We start from the raw sequence: 22,955 nt of genomic DNA on the forward strand, positions 1-22,955 counted from the left end.
TTATCACATTGTTTGCACCGCGCAGAGAGTATGCTGCAACCCACTAAATAACAGTCATGACGACGAACTCTATGTACGCCCCGATTTCGACCGTTTCACACCGTATCGTTTGCCTGGCCAGTGTCCTGTGCGTGGCAACACTCTTCGCCGCATCCGTCGACGCGCAGGAACGGAACCGCACTCCCGTCATCGGGACCCAGGTCGAGATGAGCCAGTGGTCGGACCCACTGGAAGCGCTGGGCACGCTGCGTGCCGACGAGAGCGTCACGATTTCCGCCACCGTGACCGAAATGGTTGAAACGGTGAACTTCCGTAGTGGCGATGAGGTGGCAGCCGGCGACCTGCTGATTCAACTTGCCGATGGTGAGGAGCAGGCACAGTTGCGTTCTGCCCAGGCCCAACGGGATGAACGCCAGAACGCACTGTCGCGCGCGACTCAGATGCAGTCCCGCAATCTTGGGTCACGCGCCGATGTCGAGGACAATCAAGCTCAATTACGCCAGATCGAGGCGCAAATCGATGAAATCGACGCGCGACTCATGGATCATAAAATACGCGCGCCCTTCAGTGGCGTGATCGGTTTTCGCAACATCAGCCCCGGCACTCTGGTTACCCCCGGCGATGAACTGACCACGCTGGACAAGCTGGATGTGGTCAAGCTCGACTTCAGCGTGCCCGAGAGTTTTCTCTCCACTCTGGAGCGGGGCCAGCAGATCGTTGCCACCACGGCGGCTTATGATGAGCAGACCTTCAGCGGTGAAGTGACAAGCATTGGCACCCGCATCGATCCCACGACGCGTAGCGTCATGATTCGTGCCGAGATCGACAATCCGGATCGTCTGTTGCGCCCCGGCATGCTGATGATCACCACGCTCGAACGCCAGGTTCGCGATGCGCTGGTCGTCCCCGAGTCAGTATTGATTCCGCGCGGGGAGCGGCAGTACGTACTGGTGATCGATAGCGCCGACGACAACCGTATCGAACAGCGTGAAGTCAGCATCGGTGAGCGACGCGTAGGTCAGGTGGAGATCACCGGGGGCGTTACCGAGGACGAACTACTGGTCAGTCACGGTGTACAACGCGTTCGTGAAGGTGATCAGGTCGAGCTGCTGGGCATTGCCGACGATGAGACCAGTATCCGCGAGATTCTCCAACGCCATCGCGCTGATGAGGATGACACCTGATGCGCCTGTCCGATCTTTCCGTCCAGCGACCGGTCCTCGCGACCGTCATTGCTGCACTGATCGTGGCCTTTGGCCTGCTGGCACTCGAACGTCTGGCGCTGCAGGAATACCCCTCCATCGACCCACCGGTCGTAAGCATCGACACCCGCTATCCCGGCGCCTCGGCCAGTGTCGTGGAAACTCGCATTACCCAGGTGCTGGAAGACCGGATTGCCGGTGTGGAAGGCATCCGGATCATCACGTCATCCAGTGAAGACGGTCGTTCCGACATCTCGATCGAGTTCGGGCTCGATATGGATATCGATGCCGCCGCCAATGATATCCGCGATCGCATTTCAGGCGCGCGCGACAATCTGCCCGATGAAGCCGATCCTCCGGAAGTGCAGAAGGCGGATAGCAGCAGTGAGGTCGTGGTCTGGCTCAGCCTCTCGGGGGAGGCGTACACGATCCCGGAATTGACTGACTATGCCGACCGTTTCCTGGTCGACCGATTCTCGGTGCAACCAGGCGTCGCCCAGGTACGCGTCGGCGGTGGACGTGAATATGCCATGCGCATCTGGCTGGACCGCAACGCCTTGGCGGCTCGCAACCTGACCGCTGGTGACGTCGAAGATGCCTTGCAGAATGAAAACGTCGAGCTGCCGGCAGGCTCCATCGAGTCCGAGGAGCGGCAGTTCATCGTACGCTTGCCACGCAGCTTCGCGACGCCGGAAGCGTTTCGACAGTTAGTGGTCGATGAAGGCGACGAGGGTCACCTCGTACGCATGGAGGATATCGCCCGCGTCGAGATCGGCTCGGTAGAGAACCGTTCGTTATTCCGCGGCAATGGCGTGCCCATGGTGGGGCTCGGCATGATGAAGCAGTCCACCGCCAATGTCATGGAACTGTCGGAAGGCGTCCAGGCGGAAATGGAGCGGCTCAAGGGCACCTTGCCCGAAGGCATGGAATTACGCATGAACTTCGATTCTTCGGTATTCGTGTCCGGAGCCATCAATCAGGTCGTCATGACACTGTTCATCGCCATGGGACTGGTCGTACTGGTCATTTTCATGTTCCTGGGCAACTTCCGTACGACCCTGGTACCCGCAGTGACCGTTCCAATCGCCTTGATCGGTGCCTTCATTGCCCTGGCCGTGCTGGGATTTTCCATCAATCTGCTGACCTTATTGGCGCTGGTTCTCGCCATCGGTCTCATCGTCGACGATGCCATCGTCGTGCTCGAGAACATCAACCGCCGAATGCATGAATACGGTGAAACGGCCCTCGTGGCGGCATTTCGGGGCACGCGTCAGATCTCGTTTGCGGTCATTGCCACCACGCTGGTTCTGATTGCCGTGTTCGTGCCATTGAGCTTTCTGCAGGGAGATATCGGCCGTCTCTTTTCGGAATTCGCGTTGACACTGGCCGCCGCTGTCGCCATCTCCAGCCTGTTGGCCTTGACGCTGACACCGATGATGGCCTCCAAGATACTCAGCCCGAACATGCACGAGGGCAAGCTGGCCAAGGCGGTACATGGCTTGCTGGATTTCAGCCAGCGCCTCTACCGACGCCTGCTCGGTTGGGTACTCCGAGCACGCCTGTTGATGTTGGCCGCCTTCGTGGCATTGATTGCCGGAACCGCGTGGCTGGCGAACGAATTGCCCAACGAATACACCCCACAGGAGGACCGTGGCAACTTCTTCATCATGGTCAACGGCCCGGAAGGCGCCAGCTACGATTACATGGTCGACTACATGGACGAGATCGAAGCTCGTCTGATGTCCATGGTCGACGATGGCGAGATCGAGCGTGTCGTCGTCCGTGCCCCCCGTGGCTATGGCAACATCGAAAACTTCAATGACGGTTTCGCCATCGTCAACCTCGCCGACTGGAGCGATAGACGCTCGGCCTGGGAAATCATGTCGGACGTTCGTCGGAAGCTGGATGGTCTGCCTGGTGTCACAGCCTCACCGATCATGCCTCAAGGCTTCGGCCAACGCATACAAAAGCCGGTACAGTTCGTGCTCGGCGGCGGCACTTACGAGGAACTGGCCGAATGGCGAGATATCATGTTCGCGCGAATCCGCGAGGACAATCCACGCCTGGCCGCTCTCGATAGCGACTACCAGGAGACCCAACCGCAGTTACGTGTCGACATCGACTACCAGCGAGCGGCCGACCTCGGTGTCACGGTCAGCGAGATCGGACGAACGCTGGAAACGCTGCTCGGAGGCCGCAACGTCACCCGCTATGTCGACGATGGCCAGGAATATGAAGTCATTCTCGAGGGAGAGCGCGACAATCAGCGTAGCCCGGATGCACTCGACAATATCCGGGTGCGTTCGGATCGCAGTGGGGAGTTGATCCCACTGGCCAGCCTGGTCAGCCTGGAAAATTTCGCCGGCCCCAGCACCCTGAACCGCTTCAACCGAGTTCGGGCCATTACTCTGGAGGCCGAACTGGTCGATGGGTACCCACTGGGTGAGGCCCTGACCTACCTTGAGCGGATCGCCGACGAAGAACTTCCCGGTGAAGCACAAACCGACGTCAAGGGGGCGTCTCGTGACTATCAGGAAGCCAGCGGGGCGACCGGATTCCTGCTGGTCCTTGGTGCTCTGGTGGTATTTCTGGTGCTCGCCGCCCAGTTCGAAAGCTTCATCAATCCCTTCGTCATCATGCTGACGGTCCCTCTGGCGATGTTCGGCGCCTTGCTTGGCCTCTTCCTGAGCGGTCAGTCCCTGAACATCTATAGCCAGGTGGGGCTCGTGATGCTGGTCGGCCTGGCCGCCAAGAATGGTATCCTGATCGTCGAATTCGCCAATCAGTTGCGTGATCGAGGCAACGACTTCCGCGACGCCTTGATGGAAGCCTCGGTGACCCGCCTTCGGCCTATCCTGATGACCGCCGTAACCACCATGGCCGGTTCCATCCCGTTGATCGTCTCCACCGGTGCCGGCGCCGAGACACGTCTGGTGATCGGTATCGTCATCTTCTGTGGTGTTGCAGCCGCCACCCTCTTCACGCTGTTCGTCGTGCCGGTCGCATACGACCTGCTGGCCCGGCGAACCAGCTCGCCCGGCACCGTTAGACGACGCCTGGCAAAGGAGATGGCTGACACCCCGGACAGCGACTCCGAGCTCGACCACAGCGGCGTCTAGTGACTGCTATGCTAAGGGTAGCTATCGTTTGCAGGAGGAGATGCCCCATGATCGAGTTGCTTCCCCCCGGCGCCGCCCATGTGGTGGCGCTGCGCGCCAGCGGTCGTGTCACCGCAGGCGATCTTCAGCATGTGATCGATGCCATTGAAGGACTCAAGGAGTCACAAGCGCGTATCAGCCTCTATGCCGAGATCGATGCGATGCGTTGGATGACGCTCACCGCTGTATTGCGTGATCTGGGTTATGGACTCACCCAGCTAGGCGACCTGCGGCGTTTCTATCGTGCGGCAGTCGTTACCGATCGACACTGGGTTCGTCCCCTTGCACGTCTGGAAAATCGGCTGTTCAAACCGCTGGAAGTGCGGACCTTCTCCAATGCCGAACGGGAACCCGCGCTTGAATGGGTCAGACACTTGCCGGAAGCACCGGATAGTGCCGATGTAGGGACAACGGCCACCGCGGGGTGACAACTAGCAGTCACCCACTCGACGCCCCTCAATGCGGGTATTCATGACGAGTTCACCCGCCGGCGTCATGCTTTCGACCAGCATGGTGCCTTCGGCACGGTCACCGGAAAAGTGCATCTCTCCACTGATCGTGGCATCCGCCCCTTCGCCCTGACACTCCATGCGATAGGTCATACCATCAGCATGGGAATCCATCTCGACCAGCTCGCATTCGTCCCGATCGTCTACCATGACGATGCTTGCCTCGTCGATCTCTTCCTGAGTCAGACATTGCTGCTGCGTATCGTTCTGATCAGGAATCTGCATGTCACCTTCCACCGTGGTGTGGCTGGCGAATTCCCACTGACCCGGTTCGAGGTTGGCCGGTTCCACATCCGGTTCGGCCCATACCGGGCATACGGCGGCGACCGTCACTACGGACGCGATCCATGAGATACGACGCATGAGAGACTCCCCTCCAGCATTGTTGGTTATCTAGTTATACGCTTTCAGGGTAGCCCAAACGGGCTGACACCACCTATTCCTCGTGCTTGGTACGGTTGGGTCGTGTCAGCCAGAGCACACATCCCAATACGATGACCGCAACGCCTACAAAAAGAAATAAACGCGCAGCAACAATTCCTAACAACAGCATGGCCAAGCCCAGGGCCACGGCTATCGGGCCGATCCTCTTGCCCGTCATAACGCCTCCTGTCGTCACATATGCCGAGTCAGTGTAGCCGGGGAAGCACGTACGGAGAAAGAGTGCGATCCGGACCGGCTCATCGACCAGAGCATACATCGCACGCGACCGCCCATGCCCTGGTTCAGCCTGAACCACATGACAGCGGACGACTCACAGGCCTTGTATCACTACATACGCTCGCTCGAACCGCTGGGTGATCCCGCTCCCGACTCGCTACTGCCGGGAGAAGCGCCACCGCCACCCTATGTGGATTTCATTCTGGAGTGGCAATCAAACCGCCTTGTCGATGAGGTGGCGGATCCACGCCATCAGAGTCACGATAACGCGACCATGACGATCGCGGTGATCAGGGCATATAGCATCAATGACCGTGGTCTAGTTACAGTTATCCCCCCTTCCGCCGATAGCGCCTCATATCCGCATTCAGTTCATTAGAAAGGGAGTCTTCATGAATACCAGAATCGATGATAATCAGAAATGCTGGTTTCTTTCCGGTGTCGCGCTGTTCATCATTGCGATTTCCTGGATCGGCATACTGGACCGACTAGCTCAGGAATATATCGACTCATCCACTGTCATGGCATTAGCCGCTTTTGCCACGGCAAGAGGCCTGAATGCCATCATATCGACACTTCAATCGATTCAGGTAGAATTCTCTTTTGTAGGAGGTTTTGCCATTCAGGTCGGGCAAACCCTTGAACCGATCAACGATTTGGTAGAGCAATATTCAAGCGCCATGAAGTTGGCAATCGGCTCTCTTTTTGGACAAAAGCTTCTTATCGAAATCGTATCAGCCAATTTCTTTAAAATCGCAACAACAATTTTTGGTGCTCTTTTCATTGCTAGCCTTTATATCCGCAATGGTAAGCATGCCTCTTTATTCATGCGATTTTTTTCATTCATTGCACTCATACGTATTCTGATCGTATTGGTTGTACTATGCAATGGCATCGTCAGCCAAGCATTTGTCGATGATCTAGCACAAAATGAAATTGACAGTGTCGATCAAAAATCGGCGGCAGCGTCAGAGGACCTTAATCAGTTACAAATGGACTCCGACCTGAGCGGCGAGGAGAAACAAGCGATACGTTCCGATATCGAATCACTCTCTGTTGATAAACAGGAGGTTCGATCAGAGATCAATGCAATCCAAGAGCGCGTTGATAAATCGCGAAAGGAACTCACGGAAGCGCGAGATGCAGTTTATGAGCTTGAGGAAGACCTCAATGTCATCGACAAAGTCAATGTCTTCAACCGTACGGAGAAACACGAGTCACTACTGGAAACACAATCCCAGCGGGAAGATGAGCTCGCTCAACGTACCAGCCGACTCGATAGTGCCACGAAACAGCTCGAAGCCATCGAAAACGAGATAACTCACAAGGAAAGCGCCCTGTCTGGACGAGATGGCAATTTTCTCTCTGGCTTCAAAGGGCGAATCGATAGCATAAGAGAGGCCGCTGATCTAGGAAGAATAAAAAGCAAACTTGAAAGCTCTATTTCATCGTTAATCAACTTGATGGCGATATTTTTCATCAAGACTCTGGTATTGCCTTTGATATTCCTTGGGCTGTTCCTGAAAGGCTTCAAAAGCCTATGGAACATTGACCCCCGGGTATGGATGCAGCAGGAATATAAAAAGTTACGTGAGACTGACTGAAGTCATCATCAACACATGACGTTCGGTGTCCGGATTGACCTGACGACCGTTTCCGGACACCTTCGCCCCCTATTGAAAAACTCCTCTTACCGAAGAGCAAACACTGACACCCCTCCCCGATAGCGACTGGCAATGGCTGGAAGCCAAGGTCCCCGACGATCAGCAGCCCCTCTGGTGGCTGATGGGGATGGGCGTCAACATCCAGGTAAACGAGCCCGCTGGTTGGCGCGATGAAATACGGAATCATGCCAAGGCGATTCTGGAGCAAGCAGCTCCGGGAGCATAGCTGGGCTGCACTATCTAGGGTGTCATGGGGTACGGCGCATTATGGTTACCCTCTCGCCACAGTAGTCGCGATTCTCCAGGTCACGCCAGCCCAAGCGTCGATAAAGCGCCTGCTGGTCCGGGGTGTAGAGATAGAAGCCCCCATGACCATACACGTAAGCCTCTTCCTCGACGCGTTGTACTAGTTGCGAAGCGACGCCCCGACCACGCCATGCAGGTAGCACATAGACCGAGGCCAACCAAGGGCTCAGGTCGCGGCGATCGCTCATGTCGTCGGCGACAAGGCTGGCCATACCGACCGGCGTATCATCGTGCAGGGCGGCAAACACTGAAGGAACTCCCCCTGAACCGCACTGAGTACGAAATACCGCGATGGCGGTGTCGAGAGATCGCTCAGGGTGCAGACACCCCCACTCGGTATGAGCCCATTCGGCCAAGGTAGCGACGTGAGTTGAATCGTCGCCGATACGTGCTATACGGATGACTTTTTCCATGGCGCCGGTATTGATTCCTGGTTCGAGTGCGTGGTGCCAGGCGAAGCGTCCCTTCTGAATCAGACATGCGTCTTGTCAACATAACCGAACGCCGATTCGCGATACAGCCGGGTCGTATTTCTTCCCTCTGACTTGGCCAGATACAAGGCCCTATCGGCCTTGCGAAACAACTCATCAAAGGTTGGAGCCTCGGCTCCCTCGCTCAGACTGATGCCGATGCTGATGGTCAGGGTACTATGCCCGATGGGGATGTCACGAGCGATGGCGTGCAGACGCTCGGCCAGGGCGCATATACCATCTTGGTGCGTGTTTCCCAATACGAAGATAAACTCTTCGCCACCGTAGCGAGCGATCACATCCGCTTGACGACCCAGCTCGCGAAACCGACGGCCTAACGCCGCCAGCACCCGATCCCCTTCGGCATGGCCAAGGTAGTCGTTGATCTCCTTGAAATAATCAATATCCACGAGCAACACGCCGGCAGTCTGATACGCACGAATGGCCTGTGCCAGGATCATGTCGGCACGCTTGAGAAGTTCACGACGATTCAACAACCCCGTCAATTCATCCTGACTCGATAGGGTCTCTAGTTGAGCTGCCTTTTCTTCGAGCTGCCGGCGACGTTCAAGCAATTCCTGATACAGTCGATTACGTTGGGTAGCGTTGAAAAGAGCCCAATGAATGCGACCTCCCTGCGGATCATATAATCTGGTGTTGACTACGATGGGGACTTTCTCGCCATGATAAGCACGAATCTCGAGCAGGATTTCGTCACAGTACCCATCGTTCATCAACATCGGCAACATATAGCTGTCGAACAAGATCACGGATGCGGGAGTGAGCAATGACGCAAGCGACTTACCGATGAGGGCCTCGTCAGGAAAGCCGAAGACCTCATGGACATAGGTATTGGCGTATGCCACCTCACGCTGTTGCGATGTCTTGGTGCCGGACGTTATCAAGCAGCCACAGGGAAACGCATCCAGATTCAAAGGCAAGGCATTCATGCGTTGTTCTCTCTCCCCGCTTCATGGTTGCTGAAATAATCATTCATCGCAGCCCATACCCGCTCGGGATGCGTGACATGCAAACAGTGGCCCTCGCCCTCGATGATCTCGAGTTCACTGAGCGGCATTCTCTCGTGCATGTATCGCCCGATAGCCGGGGGCGCCAGCGTGTCTTGCCGGCTTTGCAAGATCAACGCCGGGTGACGCGTCTCAGGTAACAGATAGCGATAATCCGAGAAGAACGTGGCTTGCGCAAACACTTTTGCCGCTAACGGATCCGTCGTGCAGAAACTGTTGGCCAGTTCCCGGACGTGCTCTCCTGACGCTTCCGGCCCCATGACCAGCGGTGCCAGGTGACTGGCCCAACCCAGATAGTTCTTGTCCATCAGATCGATCAAGTCATGAAGGTCATCGTATTCGAAGCCGCCCGGGTAATCCGGCGGCTTGTTGAGATAACACGGCGAAGGCGACAGCATCACGAAGCGAGCAAAACGCGTGGGGACGCGCTGAGCTGCCAATAGGCCGATCATGCTACTGACTGAGTGTCCGACGAACGTCACGTCGTGCAATTCAAGGGATTCCAGAATGTCGATGATATCCTGAGCATATCCTGTTAGTGAGGAGTAGCGTTCGGCATCAAAGGCAGCCAGGTCGGAGCCGCCCGCGCCGACGTAGTCGAAAAGGACCAGTGTAAAATGCCGCTCGAGTTCAGGCTGCAGGAATCGGAACATGCTTTGATCGCAGCCAAAACCGTGCGCCAGCATCATCACGTGAGATCCACGGCCGACGACCCGCACATTGTTGCGTTGGCAAACCACTTGTGCCTCTGGCATCCCTAGCTCCTCGTCGTACTGTCTATTGCTGATCCCTTGGATCATGCATGCCATGCCTCATGCATCCCCACATTAGCTCTATACGCATTAACGGCCGTGATGCTGGAACCTTGAGTAGAGCTATCGTTACATTCGAGGTCCATAACGAAAAACTATCTCTGCCTCTCCATACCGTGCCCATGCCGTCCGACACTGGCTGCTCGTGCCCCCAGGGACGTATGTTGCTGAGTGCACATGGCTGTTGATGGACCATGGGCCACCGCCGCAAGTGTTGGCGAAATCGTCCTAAAACGTCACACTGGGCAAGCAGCAACCGACCAAAGGCCGGTTCGCTCGCCTCCCATATCCCGCATAAGGATGCTGCAATGACAATCGCCAAAGGTGATAGGATTCCCGACGTCACGATCAAGACCAACGGAGCCGAAGGCCCTCAGGATATTTCCACGGGTGACTTGTTCGCCGGCAAGCGTGTGGTGCTATTTGCCGTCCCCGGCGCCTTCACTCCCGGCTGTTCGAACACCCATATGCCGGGCTTCGTGATCAATGCCGACAAGATCTTCGGCAAGGGCGTGGACACGATCGCCTGTATGGCCGTCAACGACGCCTTTGTCATGGATGCCTGGCAGAAAGATCAGAATGCCCGGGCCTTCACCATGCTGGCCGACGGCAATGCCGAGTTCGCACGAGCGCTGGGCACTGACATGGATGCTTCAGGCGGTGGCATGGGAACCCGCAGCAAGCGCTTCGCCCTGATCGCCAATGACGGTGTCATCGAGTATCTGGGCATTGATGCCAAGGGCGTGGAAGCAAGCAGCGCCGAAACCGTGCTGGCTCACCTTTGATGTTACAGTGGCCTCGTGTCACCGAGGACTGACGTTAGGTTTTCCACGGCAAGGGGGGCGGCATCAACGGATCACCCACATAGTGTGGGATACTCCCAAAGCGCTCGCTGCCGGCCTCCCAATCACGCTGCGCCTCGGCAATCTCGGCCTTGCTATGGCCGACGAAGTTCCACCAGATCAGGATCTCCTCGTCGAGCGGCTCCCCTCCGACCAGAATGACCCGACTTCCCGCGGAAAGACTGAGCGTAACGCCCTGTCGTCCCCGCCCTAGATACGCCAGTTCGTTGGGCGCGAAGACACTGCCCTCGATATCCAGCGTATTTTCCAACGGCAAAACTGCGTATTCGAAATCGCCTCTTAACGGCAGTTGCAACGAACTGGTTTCCCGGCAAGCCAGATCCAGTCCCACCAAGGGCGAAAAGGTCAGCGTGGGAGCCTGGCGGCCGATGAATTCTCCCGTCAGCAAGGTGATATCGACCCCTGTGTCTTGCCAGTGCGGAAGCGTCGGGTAATGATCAAAGCGGGGCTCGGTATGACGATAGGCCGCCGGGAGAGCGATCCAGAGTTGTGCGGCATGCAGATCCGTTTCGCCCGGCACGGACTCCTCCGTGTGACTGATTCCTCGACCGGCCGTCATCAGGTTGACCTGCCCCGGTCGAATGACCTGTTCATGGCCGAGACTGTCGCGGTGGAGAACCCGGCCTTGAATCATCCAAGTGAAGGTCTGTAGACCGATATGGGGATGGGGGCCGACGCTCATGCCGCGGGAATCACCTTTGAACACTGCAGGTCCGGCATGATCCAGAAAACACCAAGCCCCGACCAGCCGACGCTGTCGGGAGGGCAAGACTCGATTGATAGGAATTCCACCGACTTCAGCAGAGCGCGGCGACACATGCTGGATCTGTCGTGTGCCGTCGACTACCGGACAGTCAAGTGACGATCCCAGATCGCCATCATTCACGAGGTTGCTCATCTGACATAGCCTCCCAGGTGCCGATCAGACCTTCGCCTGCTGTGAGTAACTCTGCATCAAGTTGGCATAGGCAGGCAGGTGGCTAGCCAGCAAACCACCAAAGCCTTCGATATCATTCCGCCAATCGCGGTGCAGTTCTCCACCTATCGCAAACCAGGTCATCAGTTGGGCACCGGCCTGGGACATGCGATCCCATGCCGCATCCCGCGTGGTCTGGTTGAAAGTACCGGAAGCATCGGTGACAACGAAGACCTCATAGCCTTCCTCCAGAGCGGAAAGGACCGGGAAAGCCACACAGACCTCAGTCACCACGCCGGCGATCAGCAGTTGCTTCTTGCCTGTCGCCTTGATGGCGTCGACGAAGTCCTGATTATCCCAGGCATTAATCTGTCCCGGACGAGCGATGTATGGCGCATCCGGGAAGGTTTCCTTGAGCTCCGGCACCATCGGTCCATTGGGTCCGTCCTCGAAGCTTGTAGTAAGGATCGTGGGAATATCGAAAAACTTGGCAATGTCGGCTAGCGCCAGGACATTGTTCTTGAAGTCGTCCGGACTGAAGTCGCGTACCAATGACAGTAAGCCTGCTTGATGATCGACCATCAACAGAGCGACATCATTCTTGTCGAGGCGGTTGTAGGTAAAGGACATCGTCATTCTCCTTTGCATCGCGTGGATACCACCCGGCAACCAGCACACCGGTGAGTGTGCCGGATCTCTCGGTTCAGCGTTAATCGGCATAACACGTGATGAATCGCCTCAACGCGGTTCACCACAACAGAACGGTTGTAAGCCACCTGTTATAGAGAAACCGATTACAAGAACCATAGACTCGGTAGACACTATTTTCATGACACGATTGCGTAAACAGGACACAAACATAAACTGCGAAGAATAGACTCTTCCCGAGTTGGTAGGTTCTCGCGGCGGGAGCGCCGCCCTAATTCAGCCCCAGAGCTACCCACTGACACCATTGCTAGCGGAGGGAGAGGTTTCAGGTCTGATCACGTCAGTCTAATAGCGTCCTGTAAGAGCTAGTGGAAGCTAGGAGCAAGGTGTGGGTCAAGGTGTGGATCAAAAATAGATTACCAATAAAAAAGCCGCTGAAATCAGCGGCTTTTTTCAATTCTGTGGCGGAGAGGGAGGGATTCGAACCCTCGAAGCCTTTCGACTTACACGCTTTCCAGGCGCGCTCCTTCGACCACTCGGACACCTCTCCGTCTTTTTTGCGTTCCGGTGACCAGGGCGCGCCCGGCGTCAGAACGGCGCACATGGTAGCGAGCTAACTCTCGGATTGCAAGTCGATTTTCGACAGCCAACGGCAAAGGGTGCGGTATCACGTCCACCGCTCGACGTATTCTTCCGGGTCACGCTCGGTCAGCAGTTTATGACGTCCGCCAAGCTGGCCAATATAGAGAAACCCGACGATTTCATCCTGTTCAGATACACCCAGGCCCTCCTTTACCGTGGGATCGAAAGCATAGTGCCCGGTGCGCCACATGGCGCCCAATCCCTGGGCATAAGCGGCAAGCAAGATGGCATAGGCGGCACATCCGGCGGACAGAACCTGCTCCTGCTTGGGAACGTTCTCGACATCAGGTGCGACCTTGGCGATCACGGCGATCATCAGTGGCGCCCGCAGCGGCTTCTTGCGAGCGGTATCGAGCGTTTGTGCCTCAATACCTGGGGACTTGCGCGACTCGGCTTCCGCAAATAGATCCCCCAGGCGGCTCAATCCATCACCGGTGATTTCAATGAAACGCCACGGGGTCAGTTCCTTGTGATCCGGAGCACGCAACGCCGCACGATACATGGTATCGAGTTGTTCCCGGGTTGGCGCCGGCCCGGTCAACTTGCCCATCGAACGACGTTCTTCCAGCAATGTCATGGCATCCATCGGCGTCTCCTCATACGAATGATGCCCAGCTTATCTTAGCGCCCTACTGTCGAGCCAGACGCAATGCGCTGGGTGGCTGCATTCCAGGTGTCGCTCGCCACGGGTTGATGTCCAGACCGCCCCGTCGCACATATCGCGCTAACACCAGCAAGTGTTCCGGTTGTGCATGAGCCATCAGGTCGCAGAAGATACGCTCCACACAATTTTCATGGAAATCCTGATGCCGGCGATACGACACCACGTATTTGAGGAGTCCTTCGCGATCCAGCCGTGGGCCTCGGTAGTGAATCAAGAGGCTGCCCCAGTCGGGTTGACCCGTCACCGGGCAATTGGATTTGAGCAAGTGCGAATGGAGGCTCTCCTCGACGATTTCGGCACTCGACGCCAAGAGTGCGGGAGTCGGGGTGTACTGGTCGATCGTGATGTCCAGATCGTCGAGACAATCGCCAGGCAAACGCTGAGTCTGTAACGCCTCATCGTCGACACGAAACAACTCGACCGACACGGAGGCTCCGACGGCAGTCGTCAAGTCGCGCGCCAGCGTATCGCGTACTGCCCGGGAATCATCGAAGGCGGTCTGATTGAAGCTATTGAGATAGAGCTTCCAGGATTTCGACTCGATGAGATGGCTGGACGTCGCCGGTAGCGTGAAGCGGACAATGGCGACTCTGGGCTTCCCACGTCGATCCAGCCAGGAAAGTTCGAACGCGGTCCACTCATCCTCACCGATGAAAGGCAACGACGTAGCGTCGATGCCCAACAAGGCACGATTGTCATCGCGCACAATCGGATATAACAGCCCGGGATCGTAACGCTCGGGGTACGCGGAATCTCGCCCCAGTGGAGCATCCGACAGAGAGGATGGTCGGTTCATAGTCATGGTTTCCGTTCAATGCACATGTGCGATGGGCAACATGACAAGCTCAGTTCCTGATGCCTTTCCCTTTATCCAGCATCCACAGTCCAACGGCGAAAAACACCACGATAAAGGCCGCGATCGCAGTCAATGCGGCACCTACCGGGATATCCGAAACACCCAGGAAGCCGTAGCGGAATACGTTGACCATATAGAGAATGGGATTGAGCATCGACACGCCCTGCCAGAATCCCGGCAGCAGATCGATCGAGTAAAACACCCCGCCCAGGTAGGTCAGTGGCGTGAGCACGAAGATTGGCACAATCGAGATATCATCGAACTTGTTGGCCACCAGTGCATTGATGAACCCCCCGATGGAGAACAGCGTGGCGGTCATCACCACGACCAGTAGCGTCAGCAAGGCATGCTCCACCGGCAATCGGGTGAAAAACAACGATACCACAGTGACAATCAAACCGACTCCCAGACCGCGAGCCATCCCACCGGCGACGAAACCGGTCAAAATGACCCAGTTGGGCATCGGCGACACCATCATCTCTTCGACACTGCGCTGGAACTTGTTGGAGAAGAACGATGAGGCAACGTTCGAGTAGCTGTTGGTGATCACCGACATCATGATCAGACCCGGCACGATGTAATCCATGTAATCAAAGCCACTCATTTCGCCGATGCGCGAGCCGATCAAGCTACCGAAAATGATGAAATACATCGTCATCGTGATCGATGGCGGAAGCAGCGTCTGAGGCCAGATACGAGTAAACCGACGCACTTCCTTGCCGACCAAGGTCCACAGCGCGATAACAATCTGCATGGGGTTCATTGACGCACCTCCGTACCTTCAACCGGCTCGGATTCCTCGTCATCGATACGAGGCCTCGATTCGCTATGCTGGTCGTTATCATCCTCGACCATCGAGACGAACATTTCTTCCAACCGGTTGGCACGATTACGCATCGACACCACATTCACCCCCTGCTCGCTGAGTGCCGTGAAAACGTCATTGAGTCGCTGCCCCCGCTTGACCGAGACCGACAACTGCGATGGCTCCGACAGCGTGACGTCGAAACCGGCGATGGTCGGCACCGTGTCAACGGGATGCGCCAGATCGAGCAGGAAGGTTTCCGCATGCAACTGAGCCAACAACTCACGCACGCTGGTGTTCTGAACGATTTCCCCATGGTTGATGATAGCGATGTTACGGCACAGGCTTTCGGCTTCCTCGAGATAGTGTGTCGTCAGGATGATCGTCGTGCCTTCCTCACGATTGATACGCCGCATGTAGTCCCACATGCTGCGACGCAACTCGATATCCACACCGGCCGTTGGTTCGTCCAGAATCAGCAGTTTGGGACGATGCATCAGCGCACGCGCAATCATCAAGCGACGCTTCATGCCCCCGGAAAGCATACGCGCACTTCCCTTGCGTTTGTCCCACAGTCCCAGGTCCTTGAGCAGCCGTTCAGCACGAGGCTTGGCTTCGCGTAGCGACATGCCGTAGTAACCTGCCTGGGAATGGATGATGTCCTCAACCTTTTCGAACTGATTGAAATTGAATTCCTGGGGAACCACACCGATATGGTACTTGGCACGTGCAAAATCCTCATCGATATCGATACCGAAGACCGATACCTCGCCTGCCGTCTTCTGCACTAGCGAACATACCACGCCCAGAGTGGTCGACTTGCCGGCGCCATTGGGGCCCAGCAACGCAAAGAAATCGCCTTCAGCGACATTGAGGTCGATGCCTTTCAAGGCATGAAAACCATTGCCGTAGACTTTGGTCAGCCCACGAATGGATAGCGCCGGTTCGGCCATCAAGAACCTCTATCATTCCGCGAATAAAACAATTAGGTCACTAAGGATGCGGGCAGAATTCCAGAAATCAATGCCCTTCTGGTTCCGTCATCGAAAGCGTCACACCTGAACGCACGACAGCGTATCACCTGGCAACGAAAAAGACGGCAAGCAAGATAGGAAATAACATCGGGAACGTGAGTCGATCGGGAGGCGAACCACCGAGCTGACGCACCGGATCGCGACCCTCACCTTGACTAACGTTGAGTGAAAATTGGAGCGGGAAATGTGATTCGACCGGGCTGGCGTTCCAGCTCGCGACCCTCACCTGTCCAACTCGACCTTCGCAAAGCATAGCTGGAGTAGGAACGTGATACGACCGGGCTGGCGCACCAGCTCGCGACCCTCACTTGTCCAACTCAACCTTCGCAAAGCATAGCTGGAGCGGGAAACGAGATACGACCGGGCTGGCGCACCAGATCGCGACCCTCACCTTGACTAACGTTGAGTGAAAATTGGAGCGGGAAACGAGATTCGAACTCGCGACCCTCGCCTTGGCAAGGCGATGCTCTACCACTGAGCTATTCCCGCGATCTGACCATGCAAGAGATGTAACGGATGGCGTCCCATAGGGGGTTCGAACCCCTGTTACCGCCGTGAAAGGGCGGTGTCCTGGACCACTAGACGAATGGGACGCAGCCAAGTTCCGATATCTGGCGCGGTAACATGATTCGATTGGGTGTCGATTCACCGGACTGGCGTACCAGTTCGCAACCTTCACCTTTCCAACTCAACCTTCGCAAAGCATAGCTGGAGCAGGAACGTGATACGACCGGGCTGGCGCACCAGCTCGCGACCCTCACTTGTCCAACTCAACCTTCGCAAAGCATAGCTGGAGCGGGAACGTGATACGACCGGGCTGGCGCACCAGCTCGCGACCCTCACTCGTCCAACTCAACCTTCGCAAAGCATAGCTGGAGCGGGAACGTGATACGACCGGGCTGGCGCACCAGCTCGCGACCCTCACTTGTCCAACTCGGCCTTCGCAAAGCATAGCTGGAGCGGGAAACGAGATTCGAACTCGCGACCCTCGCCTTGGCAAGGCGATGCTCTACCACTGAGCTATTCCCGCATGAACCACTTACTGCACCTCGGACTCGATTGGCGTCCCATAGGGGGTTCGAACCCCTGTTACCGCCGTGAAAGGGCGGTGTCCTGGACCACTAGACGAATGGGACGCAACACCTCGCGTTCGAGATGGCGCGTATATTACTGAGCCCCCTGTGGGCTGTCAAGCAACTACAACAGTGAGATATTACGTGATAACGAGCTACGCTGATTAATGCAACGAGGGGTGGAAATCGGACCGTCACTCGTTGTTTTATGGGCAGTAATGGCGCAGCCAACCGCCTATGCGTCAGTTATTTCGTTCGTCCGTAGCCAGAGGGGCCGTCATGCGCAAGAAGATTGAAAAGAGCGAGGCCGAGTGGCGCCATCAACTCACGCCGGAACAATATCGGGTCACGCGCGAGCAAGGCACCGAACCGCCTTTCAGTGGCGACTTCCAAGTCAGCAAGAAACAGGGAATCTATCACTGTATCTGCTGTCATGCGCCATTATTCGAGAACGAACACAAATTCGATGCCGGCTGCGGCTGGCCCAGTTTCGATCGTCCCTTGGGGCGTGGATCAATCGAAGAGCATTCTGACGACTCCATGGGCATGCAACGCACGGAAGTCGTTTGCGCCCACTGCGACGCCCATCTAGGGCATGTCTTTCCTGATGGCCCACCCGATACGACCGGGCTGCGCTATTGCATCAACTCCGTGGCCATTGCATTCCATCCCGACGAATGACCACCACTAGGAATCCATACCAACGGCCGCGCATCTGCTATGATGGGCGGCCATTGCATTGAGACGATAGCGACTCGTGAGGAGTGTTAGCATGCTCGGCTGGTACCCGGGACACATGAACAAGGCTCGACGTCAGATTCAGGAGACACTGCCCGAAATCGATGTCGTTCTTGAAGTCCTTGACGCTCGGCTCCCCTATTCCAGTGCCAACCCCATGCTGGCCGAACTTACCGAGCACAAACCCGTGTTGAAGATCCTCTCGCGTGCCGACCTGGCGGATCCGGCCCGCACGAATGAATGGGTCGAGCACTTCGATGCCCAGTCTCATACGCGGGCGCTGGCCGTCACCACCACCAACGCCAGGGAATTGAAGCAGATTCCCAAGCTGTGCCGCGACTTGGCCGGGCATGTACGGGCCGATCGTGACGTGCGCGTCATGGTGATGGGGATTCCCAACGTGGGTAAATCGACGCTCATCAACGGGTTGGCCAAACGAAAGATCGCCAAGACCGGCAATGAGCCGGCAGTGACCAAGCGCCAGCAGAAGGTCAGGATTGATGGTCAAGTTGCCCTCACCGACACGCCCGGCGTGTTATGGCCGAAGATCGAAGACCAGGCCTGCGCCTACCGACTGGCAGCTAGTGGCGCGATCCGCGATACCGCTATCGATTATGTCGATGTCGCCACGATCACCGCCGCCGAGCTAGCCAAGCGTTATCCCGACGCCCTGACGACACGCTACAAATTGAAGACACTGCCTCCCTATACCCCGGACCCGCAGTCGGAAAGCGTGGACAGCGATGGGCCTCAGCAGATCGACTTCCTCGCACAGGCCGGATTCGACGGAGTCGCCATCCTCGGCGATATTGCCGCCAAACGGGGGGGATTACGCGCCGGTGGCGAAGTCGACCTGCACCGCGGCGCCGAAGTGCTGCTACATGAACTGCGTGATGGCAAACTGGGGCGCTTGACCCTGGAAACGCCCGCGGACATCCCGACGCCGGAATCCGTGAATGGCGGTATCGCTAAAGACACCGTTCAAACATAATCGCCGAGGCCGCTCTGACAGCAATGGACACTCATCTCGACGCCCCTATGGATACTTCACTGCACAAATCCCACAAGCTCGACAACGTCTGCTATGACATACGCGGCCCGGTACTCAACCATGCCAAACGTCTGGAAGACGAGGGACAACGAATACTCAAGCTCAATATCGGCAACCCTGCCCCCTTCGGCTTCGAAGCGCCCGAGGAGATTCTGCAGGATGTCATGCGCAACCTGCCCACCGCCCAGGGGTATTGCGACTCCAAGGGATTATATTCGGCCCGCAAGGCGGTCATGCAGGAGTGCCAGCGCAAGGAGATTCCCGGCGTTGGTATTGAGGATATCTTCATCGGAAACGGTGTCTCCGAGCTGATCGTGATGGCCATGCAGGCACTGCTGAACGACGGCGACGAAGTATTGATTCCTGCACCGGACTACCCCCTCTGGACGGCTGCCGCCAATCTGTCCGGCGGGCGCCCGGTTCATTACCTGTGCGACGAGCAGGCCGATTGGGCGCCTGATCTGGCGGATATTCGCAGCAAGGTCACCAGTCATACCCGCGCCATCGTGTTGATCAACCCCAACAACCCGACCGGGGCGGTATACCCCCCTGAGGTCATCCGCGAGTTGCTGGCGATCGCACGTGAACATCGGCTAGTCGTGTTCTCCGATGAGATCTACGACAAGATCCTCTATGACGAAGCCGAGCACGTATCCACCGGCTCGCTAGCCGATGACGACCAACTCGTGGTGACCATGAACGGGCTGTCGAAGAGCTACCGTTGTGCCGGCTTCCGCAGTGGCTGGATGATCCTCTCCGGCGGCGTCGCCAAGCATCACGCCAAGGACTTCGTCCAGGGGCTCGATATGCTGGCATCGATGCGACTGTGCGCCAACGTGCCGGCACAACATGCCATTCAGACCGCATTGGGCGGTTACCAATCGATCAATGACCTGGTCTTGCCCGGTGGGCGTCTACGAGCACAACGCGATATCACCGTCGAGAAACTCAACGCCATTCCCGGCGTATCTTGTACCGTGCCCAAGGGCGCACTTTACGCCTTCCCACGGCTCGATCCGAAAGTATTCAATATCCACGACGATGAAAAACTGGTGCTCGATCTCCTGCTACAGGAGAAGATTCTGCTGGTACAGGGTACCGCCTTCAATTGGCCGGATCCCGATCACGTGCGAATCGTCACACTGCCGTGGGCGGAGCAACTGGGAGATGCCCTGGAGCGTTTCGGTCGTTTCCTGGAGCGATACCGGCAATAAGACCGGTGCCGATCGATACCAGCCAACGGCACATGACGAACCATTGATAAAAACGGCCAGGTGCTTGAAACACAACGGCCTAGGCCGTATCTAAGCTATCAGTGATCGCCCTGTCGGCGACTCGGATACAGACCACAGCGGGAGTTCTGGCAACATGATGAGAATCATTCTTTTCCTGGCGACCAACCTGGCAGTCATACTGATAGCCAGTATTACGTTGCGTCTGCTCGGCGTTGAGCCCTACCTCAATGCCAACGGGCTGAACATGAATGCGTTGCTGATTTTCTGCTTCATTTTCGGCATGGCCGGCTCACTGATATCCCTGTTCATTTCCAAGTGGATGGCCAAGCGCAGTACCGGCGCCCAAATCATTGAGCAACCTAGCAATGCCACCGAGAAATGGCTGCTCGATACCGTTGAGGAACTCGCCCGTGACGCCGGCATAAAGACGCCGGAAGTCGGCATCTTTCCGGCCCAGCAGTCCAATGCCTTTGCGACGGGCTGGAAGAAGGATGATGCGCTGGTCGCTGTCTCCGCCGGTTTGCTCAACCGAATGAAACCGGAAGAAGTGCGCGCAGTACTCGCCCACGAGATTGGACACGTCGCCAATGGCGATATGGTTACCTTGGCACTGATCCAGGGTGTACTGAACACGTTCGTGATGTTCTTCGCGCGCATCGTGGCCCATCTGGTCGATAACTTCCTGCGCAGCCGCGACAATGGTGGAGGCCTTGGCTTCATAGGCTACTTTGCGGTCGTCATCGTCGCAGAGATCGTATTCGGGCTCATCGCTTCGGTCATCGTCGCCTGGTTCTCGCGTTTCCGTGAATATCGAGCCGACGCCGCCGGAGCCAAATGGGCAGGCAGTGCGGCCATGATCGGCGCGCTGGGCCGTCTGAAAGCGGAAACCGAAATGCCCGACCAGATGCCGGATACGCTAACCGCCTTCGCCATCACCACAGGCCAGACGCGCAAGGTGATGGAACGGCTCTTTGCCAGCCACCCACCGCTGGACGATCGCATCCGCGCGCTCAAGGAGTCCTCCTACCGGCAATGATGAGCTCATGAACGAACGCCGAACCCCGCCGCCGACAGCCATGGAGCCAACTCGGCGGCTTCCGCCTCGAGCGCTACGGTCAGTGTCGAAAATTCCCGTCGTCTGACCTCGCCTGTCCGGCAGGCATCGAAGCCTGCCGGCATCCCTTTCTCGCATCGAGCAAGCGTCAAGCGGTCGTGCTCCTGCCGCACGTCGTGCACGGCGCGCACGCATAATCGTAGCGCATCCCAGGGCGCTAGCCCGGCACTCAGGGTCAATGACGATAATGCCGGTGGGGGTGTCAACGTATCGAAGCTCTGACGCCTTGGCAGCCCGAAACGAGTCGTGAGTGCGGTATATATCTGATGAGTCGCACGCAGCTTGCCATCCAGGCTGTAACCGGCCACATGAGGGGTCGCAATGGCCACATGTCGCCATAACGCTTCATCGATGGCGGGTTCGTTTTCCCAGACATCGAGGATCGCCGTGACATCACCTTGCCGCTGTAGCCGATCACGCAGCGCGATACCATCCAGGCACTCCCCTCGCCCCGCGTTGAGTAACCAGGTCCCCGGCTTCAGAGCCGCGATCCGTCGGGCATCCAGCAAATGCCGGGTTGCGTCGTCTCCGTGGCCGACCAACGGCGTATGCAGGCAGATGACATCGCAGCGAGCGATGATGGTATCCAGATCGACGAACGTTTCGCTGGGTTCGGCTGCCGCTCGGGGTGGGTCGCATGGAAGACACTCGATGCCGAGTGCCGACAACCGACGAAACAACCGCCCCCCCACGTGACCAACGCCAACGATTCCCACACAGCGGCGATCCAACTCCGTGCCCTGACGCTGGGCCTCGGTCAACAAACAGGATAACACCTGGTCGACCACCGCTTCGGCATTGCATCCGGGCGCACTGGCAAAGTCGATATCATGGGACATCAACGCTTCCCGATCGACATGATCGGTGCCAATGGTACAGGTACCGATAAAACGCAGGCGCGACCCAGCGACCAGGCGATCGTCGATACGGGTAATCGAGCGTGTCAGCAAGACCTCGGCATCGCGCACGGCGGCGGCATCGATCTCGCGTCCAGGCAGGCGCGTCAGTTCGCCGAGCTGGCCAAAGCACGCCTCCACCCCGGGGATATCTCGATCGGCGACGATGCGCATTGTCGGCCTCCTTGCGTCATGGAGAAGGATCAGGCGGTTTGAGCCAAAACAGCGTGCCGTTACAATAACATGACTCGACACATGATGAGCCGTTCCCCACCCGCGCAGCAGGAGTCGCCGTGATCGTTCGCTGGGAAAGTGACCATGACTATGTTCTCGTGCATATCCATCAGGACATGTTCGGTGACTGGATATTCAGCCGCGCCTGGGGGCAGATAGGCACCCAATTCGGTGGCCTTCAGCATCGTCTGGCGGACGATCATACCCAGGCGCTGATGTGGCTGGATGACGAAGCCACCATCCAAGCCTCACGCGGTTTTAAGAAGGTGTTGGAAACCCAGGATGAAACACCTGAAGGGCAGGATGCCGTCCGCCAGCTATCGTTGCTTGAATCATAAGCCGTAAGCTACCTACTATGTCACTAGCGGCAACGATCT

At 57.1% G+C, this 22,955-nt stretch carries 24 protein-coding genes and 5 tRNA genes; 12 read left to right on the forward strand and 17 right to left on the reverse strand.

Features of this window, described 5'->3' with window-relative positions; translation table 11 throughout:
- The first annotated feature begins 71 nt into the window (after positions 1-71).
- Genes FVV99_RS12090 through FVV99_RS12100 form a run of 3 tightly spaced genes read left to right on the forward strand, consistent with a single transcriptional unit; the run spans position 72 to position 4,788 of the window.
- Positions 72-1,184, forward strand: coding sequence for an efflux RND transporter periplasmic adaptor subunit (locus FVV99_RS12090; RefSeq protein ID WP_148254336.1), 1,113 nt, complete (start codon positions 72-74; stop codon positions 1,182-1,184).
- Positions 1,184-4,321, forward strand: a complete 3,138-nt coding sequence (locus FVV99_RS12095; protein ID WP_148254337.1) for an efflux RND transporter permease subunit — start codon at positions 1,184-1,186, stop codon at positions 4,319-4,321. Before FVV99_RS12090 ends, FVV99_RS12095 begins: the two co-directional genes overlap by 1 nt.
- A gap of 47 nt (positions 4,322-4,368) precedes the next feature.
- A complete protein-coding gene (locus FVV99_RS12100) occupies positions 4,369-4,788 on the forward strand; it encodes a SpoIIAA family protein (RefSeq protein ID WP_148254338.1) in 420 nt (139 codons plus the stop codon).
- Positions 4,789-4,791: 3 nt separating this feature from the next.
- Here FVV99_RS12100 and FVV99_RS12105 read toward each other — a convergent pair whose 3' ends face one another.
- Positions 4,792-5,232, reverse strand: coding sequence for a DUF3617 domain-containing protein (locus FVV99_RS12105; protein ID WP_148254339.1), 441 nt, complete (start codon positions 5,230-5,232; stop codon positions 4,792-4,794).
- Positions 5,233-5,305: 73 nt separating this feature from the next.
- The gene (locus FVV99_RS18540; protein WP_161598998.1) at positions 5,306-5,470 is read right to left on the reverse strand and encodes a hypothetical protein; all 165 of its coding nucleotides are present in this window, start codon (positions 5,468-5,470) and stop codon (positions 5,306-5,308) included.
- Positions 5,471-5,584: 114 nt separating this feature from the next.
- Between FVV99_RS18540 and FVV99_RS12110 the strand changes: the two genes are divergently transcribed.
- The 3 genes from FVV99_RS12110 (at position 5,585) to FVV99_RS12120 (ending at position 7,419) form a co-directional block, all read left to right on the forward strand.
- Positions 5,585-5,908 carry a hypothetical protein gene (locus tag FVV99_RS12110; RefSeq protein ID WP_148254340.1) on the forward strand — a complete coding sequence of 108 codons (324 nt, stop codon included), beginning with the start codon at positions 5,585-5,587 and terminating at the stop codon, positions 5,906-5,908.
- A gap of 13 nt (positions 5,909-5,921) precedes the next feature.
- Complete coding sequence (locus tag FVV99_RS12115; RefSeq protein ID WP_148254341.1) at positions 5,922-7,133, forward strand: coiled-coil domain-containing protein; 1,212 nt, start codon at positions 5,922-5,924, stop codon at positions 7,131-7,133.
- Positions 7,134-7,236: 103 nt separating this feature from the next.
- A complete protein-coding gene (locus FVV99_RS12120; RefSeq protein ID WP_148254536.1) occupies positions 7,237-7,419 on the forward strand; it encodes a WCX domain-containing protein in 183 nt (60 codons plus the stop codon).
- Positions 7,420-7,441: 22 nt separating this feature from the next.
- Here the strand turns inward: FVV99_RS12120 and FVV99_RS12125 are convergent, their stop codons facing one another.
- From FVV99_RS12125 to FVV99_RS12135, 3 genes are read right to left on the reverse strand one after another with little or no spacing between them, the layout of a single operon-like run.
- Positions 7,442-7,912: a GNAT family N-acetyltransferase gene (locus FVV99_RS12125; RefSeq protein WP_148254342.1), complete on the reverse strand. Its 471-nt coding sequence runs from the start codon at positions 7,910-7,912 to the stop codon at positions 7,442-7,444.
- 59 nt (positions 7,913-7,971) lie between these two features.
- The gene (locus FVV99_RS12130) at positions 7,972-8,919 is read right to left on the reverse strand and encodes a GGDEF domain-containing protein (protein ID WP_148254343.1); all 948 of its coding nucleotides are present in this window, start codon (positions 8,917-8,919) and stop codon (positions 7,972-7,974) included.
- A complete protein-coding gene (locus FVV99_RS12135) occupies positions 8,916-9,752 on the reverse strand; it encodes an alpha/beta fold hydrolase (protein ID WP_148254344.1) in 837 nt (278 codons plus the stop codon). Before FVV99_RS12135 ends, FVV99_RS12130 begins: the two co-directional genes overlap by 4 nt.
- Before the next feature lie 365 nt (positions 9,753-10,117).
- Here FVV99_RS12135 and FVV99_RS12140 point away from each other — a divergent pair, with 365 nt between their 5' ends.
- Positions 10,118-10,594, forward strand: a complete 477-nt coding sequence (locus FVV99_RS12140) for a peroxiredoxin (protein ID WP_148254345.1) — start codon at positions 10,118-10,120, stop codon at positions 10,592-10,594.
- A gap of 34 nt (positions 10,595-10,628) precedes the next feature.
- On the opposite strand, the gene FVV99_RS12145 is transcribed toward FVV99_RS12140, so the two are convergent.
- The 11 genes from FVV99_RS12145 to FVV99_RS12195 form a co-directional block, all read right to left on the reverse strand.
- Complete coding sequence (locus tag FVV99_RS12145) at positions 10,629-11,570, reverse strand: pirin family protein (RefSeq protein WP_148254346.1); 942 nt, start codon at positions 11,568-11,570, stop codon at positions 10,629-10,631.
- 24 nt (positions 11,571-11,594) lie between these two features.
- On the reverse strand, positions 11,595-12,218 hold the full coding sequence (gene ycaC / locus FVV99_RS12150) for an isochorismate family cysteine hydrolase YcaC (RefSeq protein ID WP_148254347.1): 624 nt from the start codon (positions 12,216-12,218) through the stop codon (positions 11,595-11,597).
- Between the two features lie 480 nt (positions 12,219-12,698).
- Positions 12,699-12,786, reverse strand: a tRNA-Ser gene (locus FVV99_RS12155).
- Between the two features lie 117 nt (positions 12,787-12,903).
- On the reverse strand, positions 12,904-13,464 hold the full coding sequence (locus FVV99_RS12160; RefSeq protein WP_148254348.1) for a nitroreductase family protein: 561 nt from the start codon (positions 13,462-13,464) through the stop codon (positions 12,904-12,906).
- 43 nt (positions 13,465-13,507) lie between these two features.
- Positions 13,508-14,344: an NADPH-dependent 7-cyano-7-deazaguanine reductase QueF gene (queF, locus tag FVV99_RS12165; RefSeq protein ID WP_148254349.1), complete on the reverse strand. Its 837-nt coding sequence runs from the start codon at positions 14,342-14,344 to the stop codon at positions 13,508-13,510.
- Between the two features lie 43 nt (positions 14,345-14,387).
- Positions 14,388-15,161 carry an ABC transporter permease gene (locus FVV99_RS12170; protein ID WP_148254350.1) on the reverse strand — a complete coding sequence of 258 codons (774 nt, stop codon included), beginning with the start codon at positions 15,159-15,161 and terminating at the stop codon, positions 14,388-14,390.
- Positions 15,158-16,156: an ABC transporter ATP-binding protein gene (locus tag FVV99_RS12175; protein WP_148254351.1), complete on the reverse strand. Its 999-nt coding sequence runs from the start codon at positions 16,154-16,156 to the stop codon at positions 15,158-15,160. The genes FVV99_RS12170 and FVV99_RS12175 overlap by 4 nt, the downstream gene beginning before the upstream one ends.
- Positions 16,157-16,651: 495 nt before the next feature.
- Positions 16,652-16,726, reverse strand: a tRNA-Gly gene (locus FVV99_RS12180).
- Between the two features lie 28 nt (positions 16,727-16,754).
- A tRNA-Glu gene (locus FVV99_RS12185) sits at positions 16,755-16,830 on the reverse strand.
- A gap of 362 nt (positions 16,831-17,192) precedes the next feature.
- Positions 17,193-17,267 (reverse strand) — tRNA-Gly (locus FVV99_RS12190).
- A 30-nt stretch (positions 17,268-17,297) separates the two neighbouring features.
- Positions 17,298-17,373: transfer RNA gene (locus tag FVV99_RS12195), tRNA-Glu, on the reverse strand.
- A gap of 216 nt (positions 17,374-17,589) precedes the next feature.
- Here FVV99_RS12195 and msrB point away from each other — a divergent pair.
- The 4 genes from msrB (at position 17,590) to htpX (ending at position 21,370) form a co-directional block, all read left to right on the forward strand.
- Complete coding sequence (msrB, locus tag FVV99_RS12200) at positions 17,590-17,991, forward strand: peptide-methionine (R)-S-oxide reductase MsrB (protein ID WP_148254352.1); 402 nt, start codon at positions 17,590-17,592, stop codon at positions 17,989-17,991.
- Positions 17,992-18,082: 91 nt separating this feature from the next.
- Positions 18,083-19,039 carry a ribosome biogenesis GTPase YlqF gene (gene ylqF, locus FVV99_RS12205; protein ID WP_148254353.1) on the forward strand — a complete coding sequence of 319 codons (957 nt, stop codon included), beginning with the start codon at positions 18,083-18,085 and terminating at the stop codon, positions 19,037-19,039.
- 47 nt (positions 19,040-19,086) lie between these two features.
- Complete coding sequence (locus FVV99_RS12210) at positions 19,087-20,313, forward strand: pyridoxal phosphate-dependent aminotransferase (RefSeq protein WP_148254354.1); 1,227 nt, start codon at positions 19,087-19,089, stop codon at positions 20,311-20,313.
- A gap of 154 nt (positions 20,314-20,467) precedes the next feature.
- Positions 20,468-21,370 (forward strand): protease HtpX, encoded by a 903-nt coding sequence (gene htpX / locus FVV99_RS12215; RefSeq protein WP_148254355.1) that lies wholly within the window; start codon positions 20,468-20,470, stop codon positions 21,368-21,370.
- Between the two features lie 5 nt (positions 21,371-21,375).
- Here htpX and pdxB read toward each other — a convergent pair whose 3' ends face one another.
- Positions 21,376-22,518 (reverse strand): 4-phosphoerythronate dehydrogenase PdxB, encoded by a 1,143-nt coding sequence (pdxB, locus tag FVV99_RS12220; protein ID WP_148254356.1) that lies wholly within the window; start codon positions 22,516-22,518, stop codon positions 21,376-21,378.
- A gap of 119 nt (positions 22,519-22,637) precedes the next feature.
- On the opposite strand from pdxB, the gene FVV99_RS12225 reads away from it, so the two are divergent.
- On the forward strand, positions 22,638-22,916 hold the full coding sequence (locus FVV99_RS12225; protein WP_148254357.1) for a hypothetical protein: 279 nt from the start codon (positions 22,638-22,640) through the stop codon (positions 22,914-22,916).
- Positions 22,917-22,955: the final 39 nt, after the last annotated feature.

This window comes from Aidingimonas lacisalsi (genome assembly GCF_008079445.1).
GTDB lineage: Bacteria > Pseudomonadota > Gammaproteobacteria > Pseudomonadales > Halomonadaceae > Aidingimonas > Aidingimonas lacisalsi.

Bases quoted from the DNA above. Each gene is read 5' to 3' on its own strand.
- FVV99_RS12090 (WP_148254336.1), top strand. From the start codon at position 72: ATGTACGCCCCGATTTCGACCGTTTCACACCGTATCGTTTGCCTGGCC.
- FVV99_RS12095 (WP_148254337.1), top strand. From the start codon at position 1,184: ATGCGCCTGTCCGATCTTTCCGTCCAGCGACCGGTCCTCGCGACCGTC.
- FVV99_RS12100 (WP_148254338.1), top strand. From the start codon at position 4,369: ATGATCGAGTTGCTTCCCCCCGGCGCCGCCCATGTGGTGGCGCTGCGC.
- FVV99_RS12105 (WP_148254339.1), bottom strand. From the start codon at position 5,232: ATGCGTCGTATCTCATGGATCGCGTCCGTAGTGACGGTCGCCGCCGTA.
- FVV99_RS18540 (WP_161598998.1), bottom strand. From the start codon at position 5,470: ATGACGGGCAAGAGGATCGGCCCGATAGCCGTGGCCCTGGGCTTGGCC.
- FVV99_RS12110 (WP_148254340.1), top strand. From the start codon at position 5,585: ATGCCCTGGTTCAGCCTGAACCACATGACAGCGGACGACTCACAGGCC.
- FVV99_RS12115 (WP_148254341.1), top strand. From the start codon at position 5,922: ATGAATACCAGAATCGATGATAATCAGAAATGCTGGTTTCTTTCCGGT.
- FVV99_RS12125 (WP_148254342.1), bottom strand. From the start codon at position 7,912: ATGGAAAAAGTCATCCGTATAGCACGTATCGGCGACGATTCAACTCAC.
- FVV99_RS12130 (WP_148254343.1), bottom strand. From the start codon at position 8,919: ATGAATGCCTTGCCTTTGAATCTGGATGCGTTTCCCTGTGGCTGCTTG.
- FVV99_RS12135 (WP_148254344.1), bottom strand. From the start codon at position 9,752: ATGCCAGAGGCACAAGTGGTTTGCCAACGCAACAATGTGCGGGTCGTC.
- FVV99_RS12140 (WP_148254345.1), top strand. From the start codon at position 10,118: ATGACAATCGCCAAAGGTGATAGGATTCCCGACGTCACGATCAAGACC.
- FVV99_RS12145 (WP_148254346.1), bottom strand. From the start codon at position 11,570: ATGAGCAACCTCGTGAATGATGGCGATCTGGGATCGTCACTTGACTGT.
- ycaC (WP_148254347.1), bottom strand. From the start codon at position 12,218: ATGTCCTTTACCTACAACCGCCTCGACAAGAATGATGTCGCTCTGTTG.
- FVV99_RS12160 (WP_148254348.1), bottom strand. From the start codon at position 13,464: ATGGATGCCATGACATTGCTGGAAGAACGTCGTTCGATGGGCAAGTTG.
- queF (WP_148254349.1), bottom strand. From the start codon at position 14,344: ATGACTATGAACCGACCATCCTCTCTGTCGGATGCTCCACTGGGGCGA.
- FVV99_RS12170 (WP_148254350.1), bottom strand. From the start codon at position 15,161: ATGAACCCCATGCAGATTGTTATCGCGCTGTGGACCTTGGTCGGCAAG.
- FVV99_RS12175 (WP_148254351.1), bottom strand. From the start codon at position 16,156: ATGGCCGAACCGGCGCTATCCATTCGTGGGCTGACCAAAGTCTACGGC.
- msrB (WP_148254352.1), top strand. From the start codon at position 17,590: ATGCGCAAGAAGATTGAAAAGAGCGAGGCCGAGTGGCGCCATCAACTC.
- ylqF (WP_148254353.1), top strand. From the start codon at position 18,083: ATGCTCGGCTGGTACCCGGGACACATGAACAAGGCTCGACGTCAGATT.
- FVV99_RS12210 (WP_148254354.1), top strand. From the start codon at position 19,087: ATGGATACTTCACTGCACAAATCCCACAAGCTCGACAACGTCTGCTAT.
- htpX (WP_148254355.1), top strand. From the start codon at position 20,468: ATGATGAGAATCATTCTTTTCCTGGCGACCAACCTGGCAGTCATACTG.
- pdxB (WP_148254356.1), bottom strand. From the start codon at position 22,518: ATGCGCATCGTCGCCGATCGAGATATCCCCGGGGTGGAGGCGTGCTTT.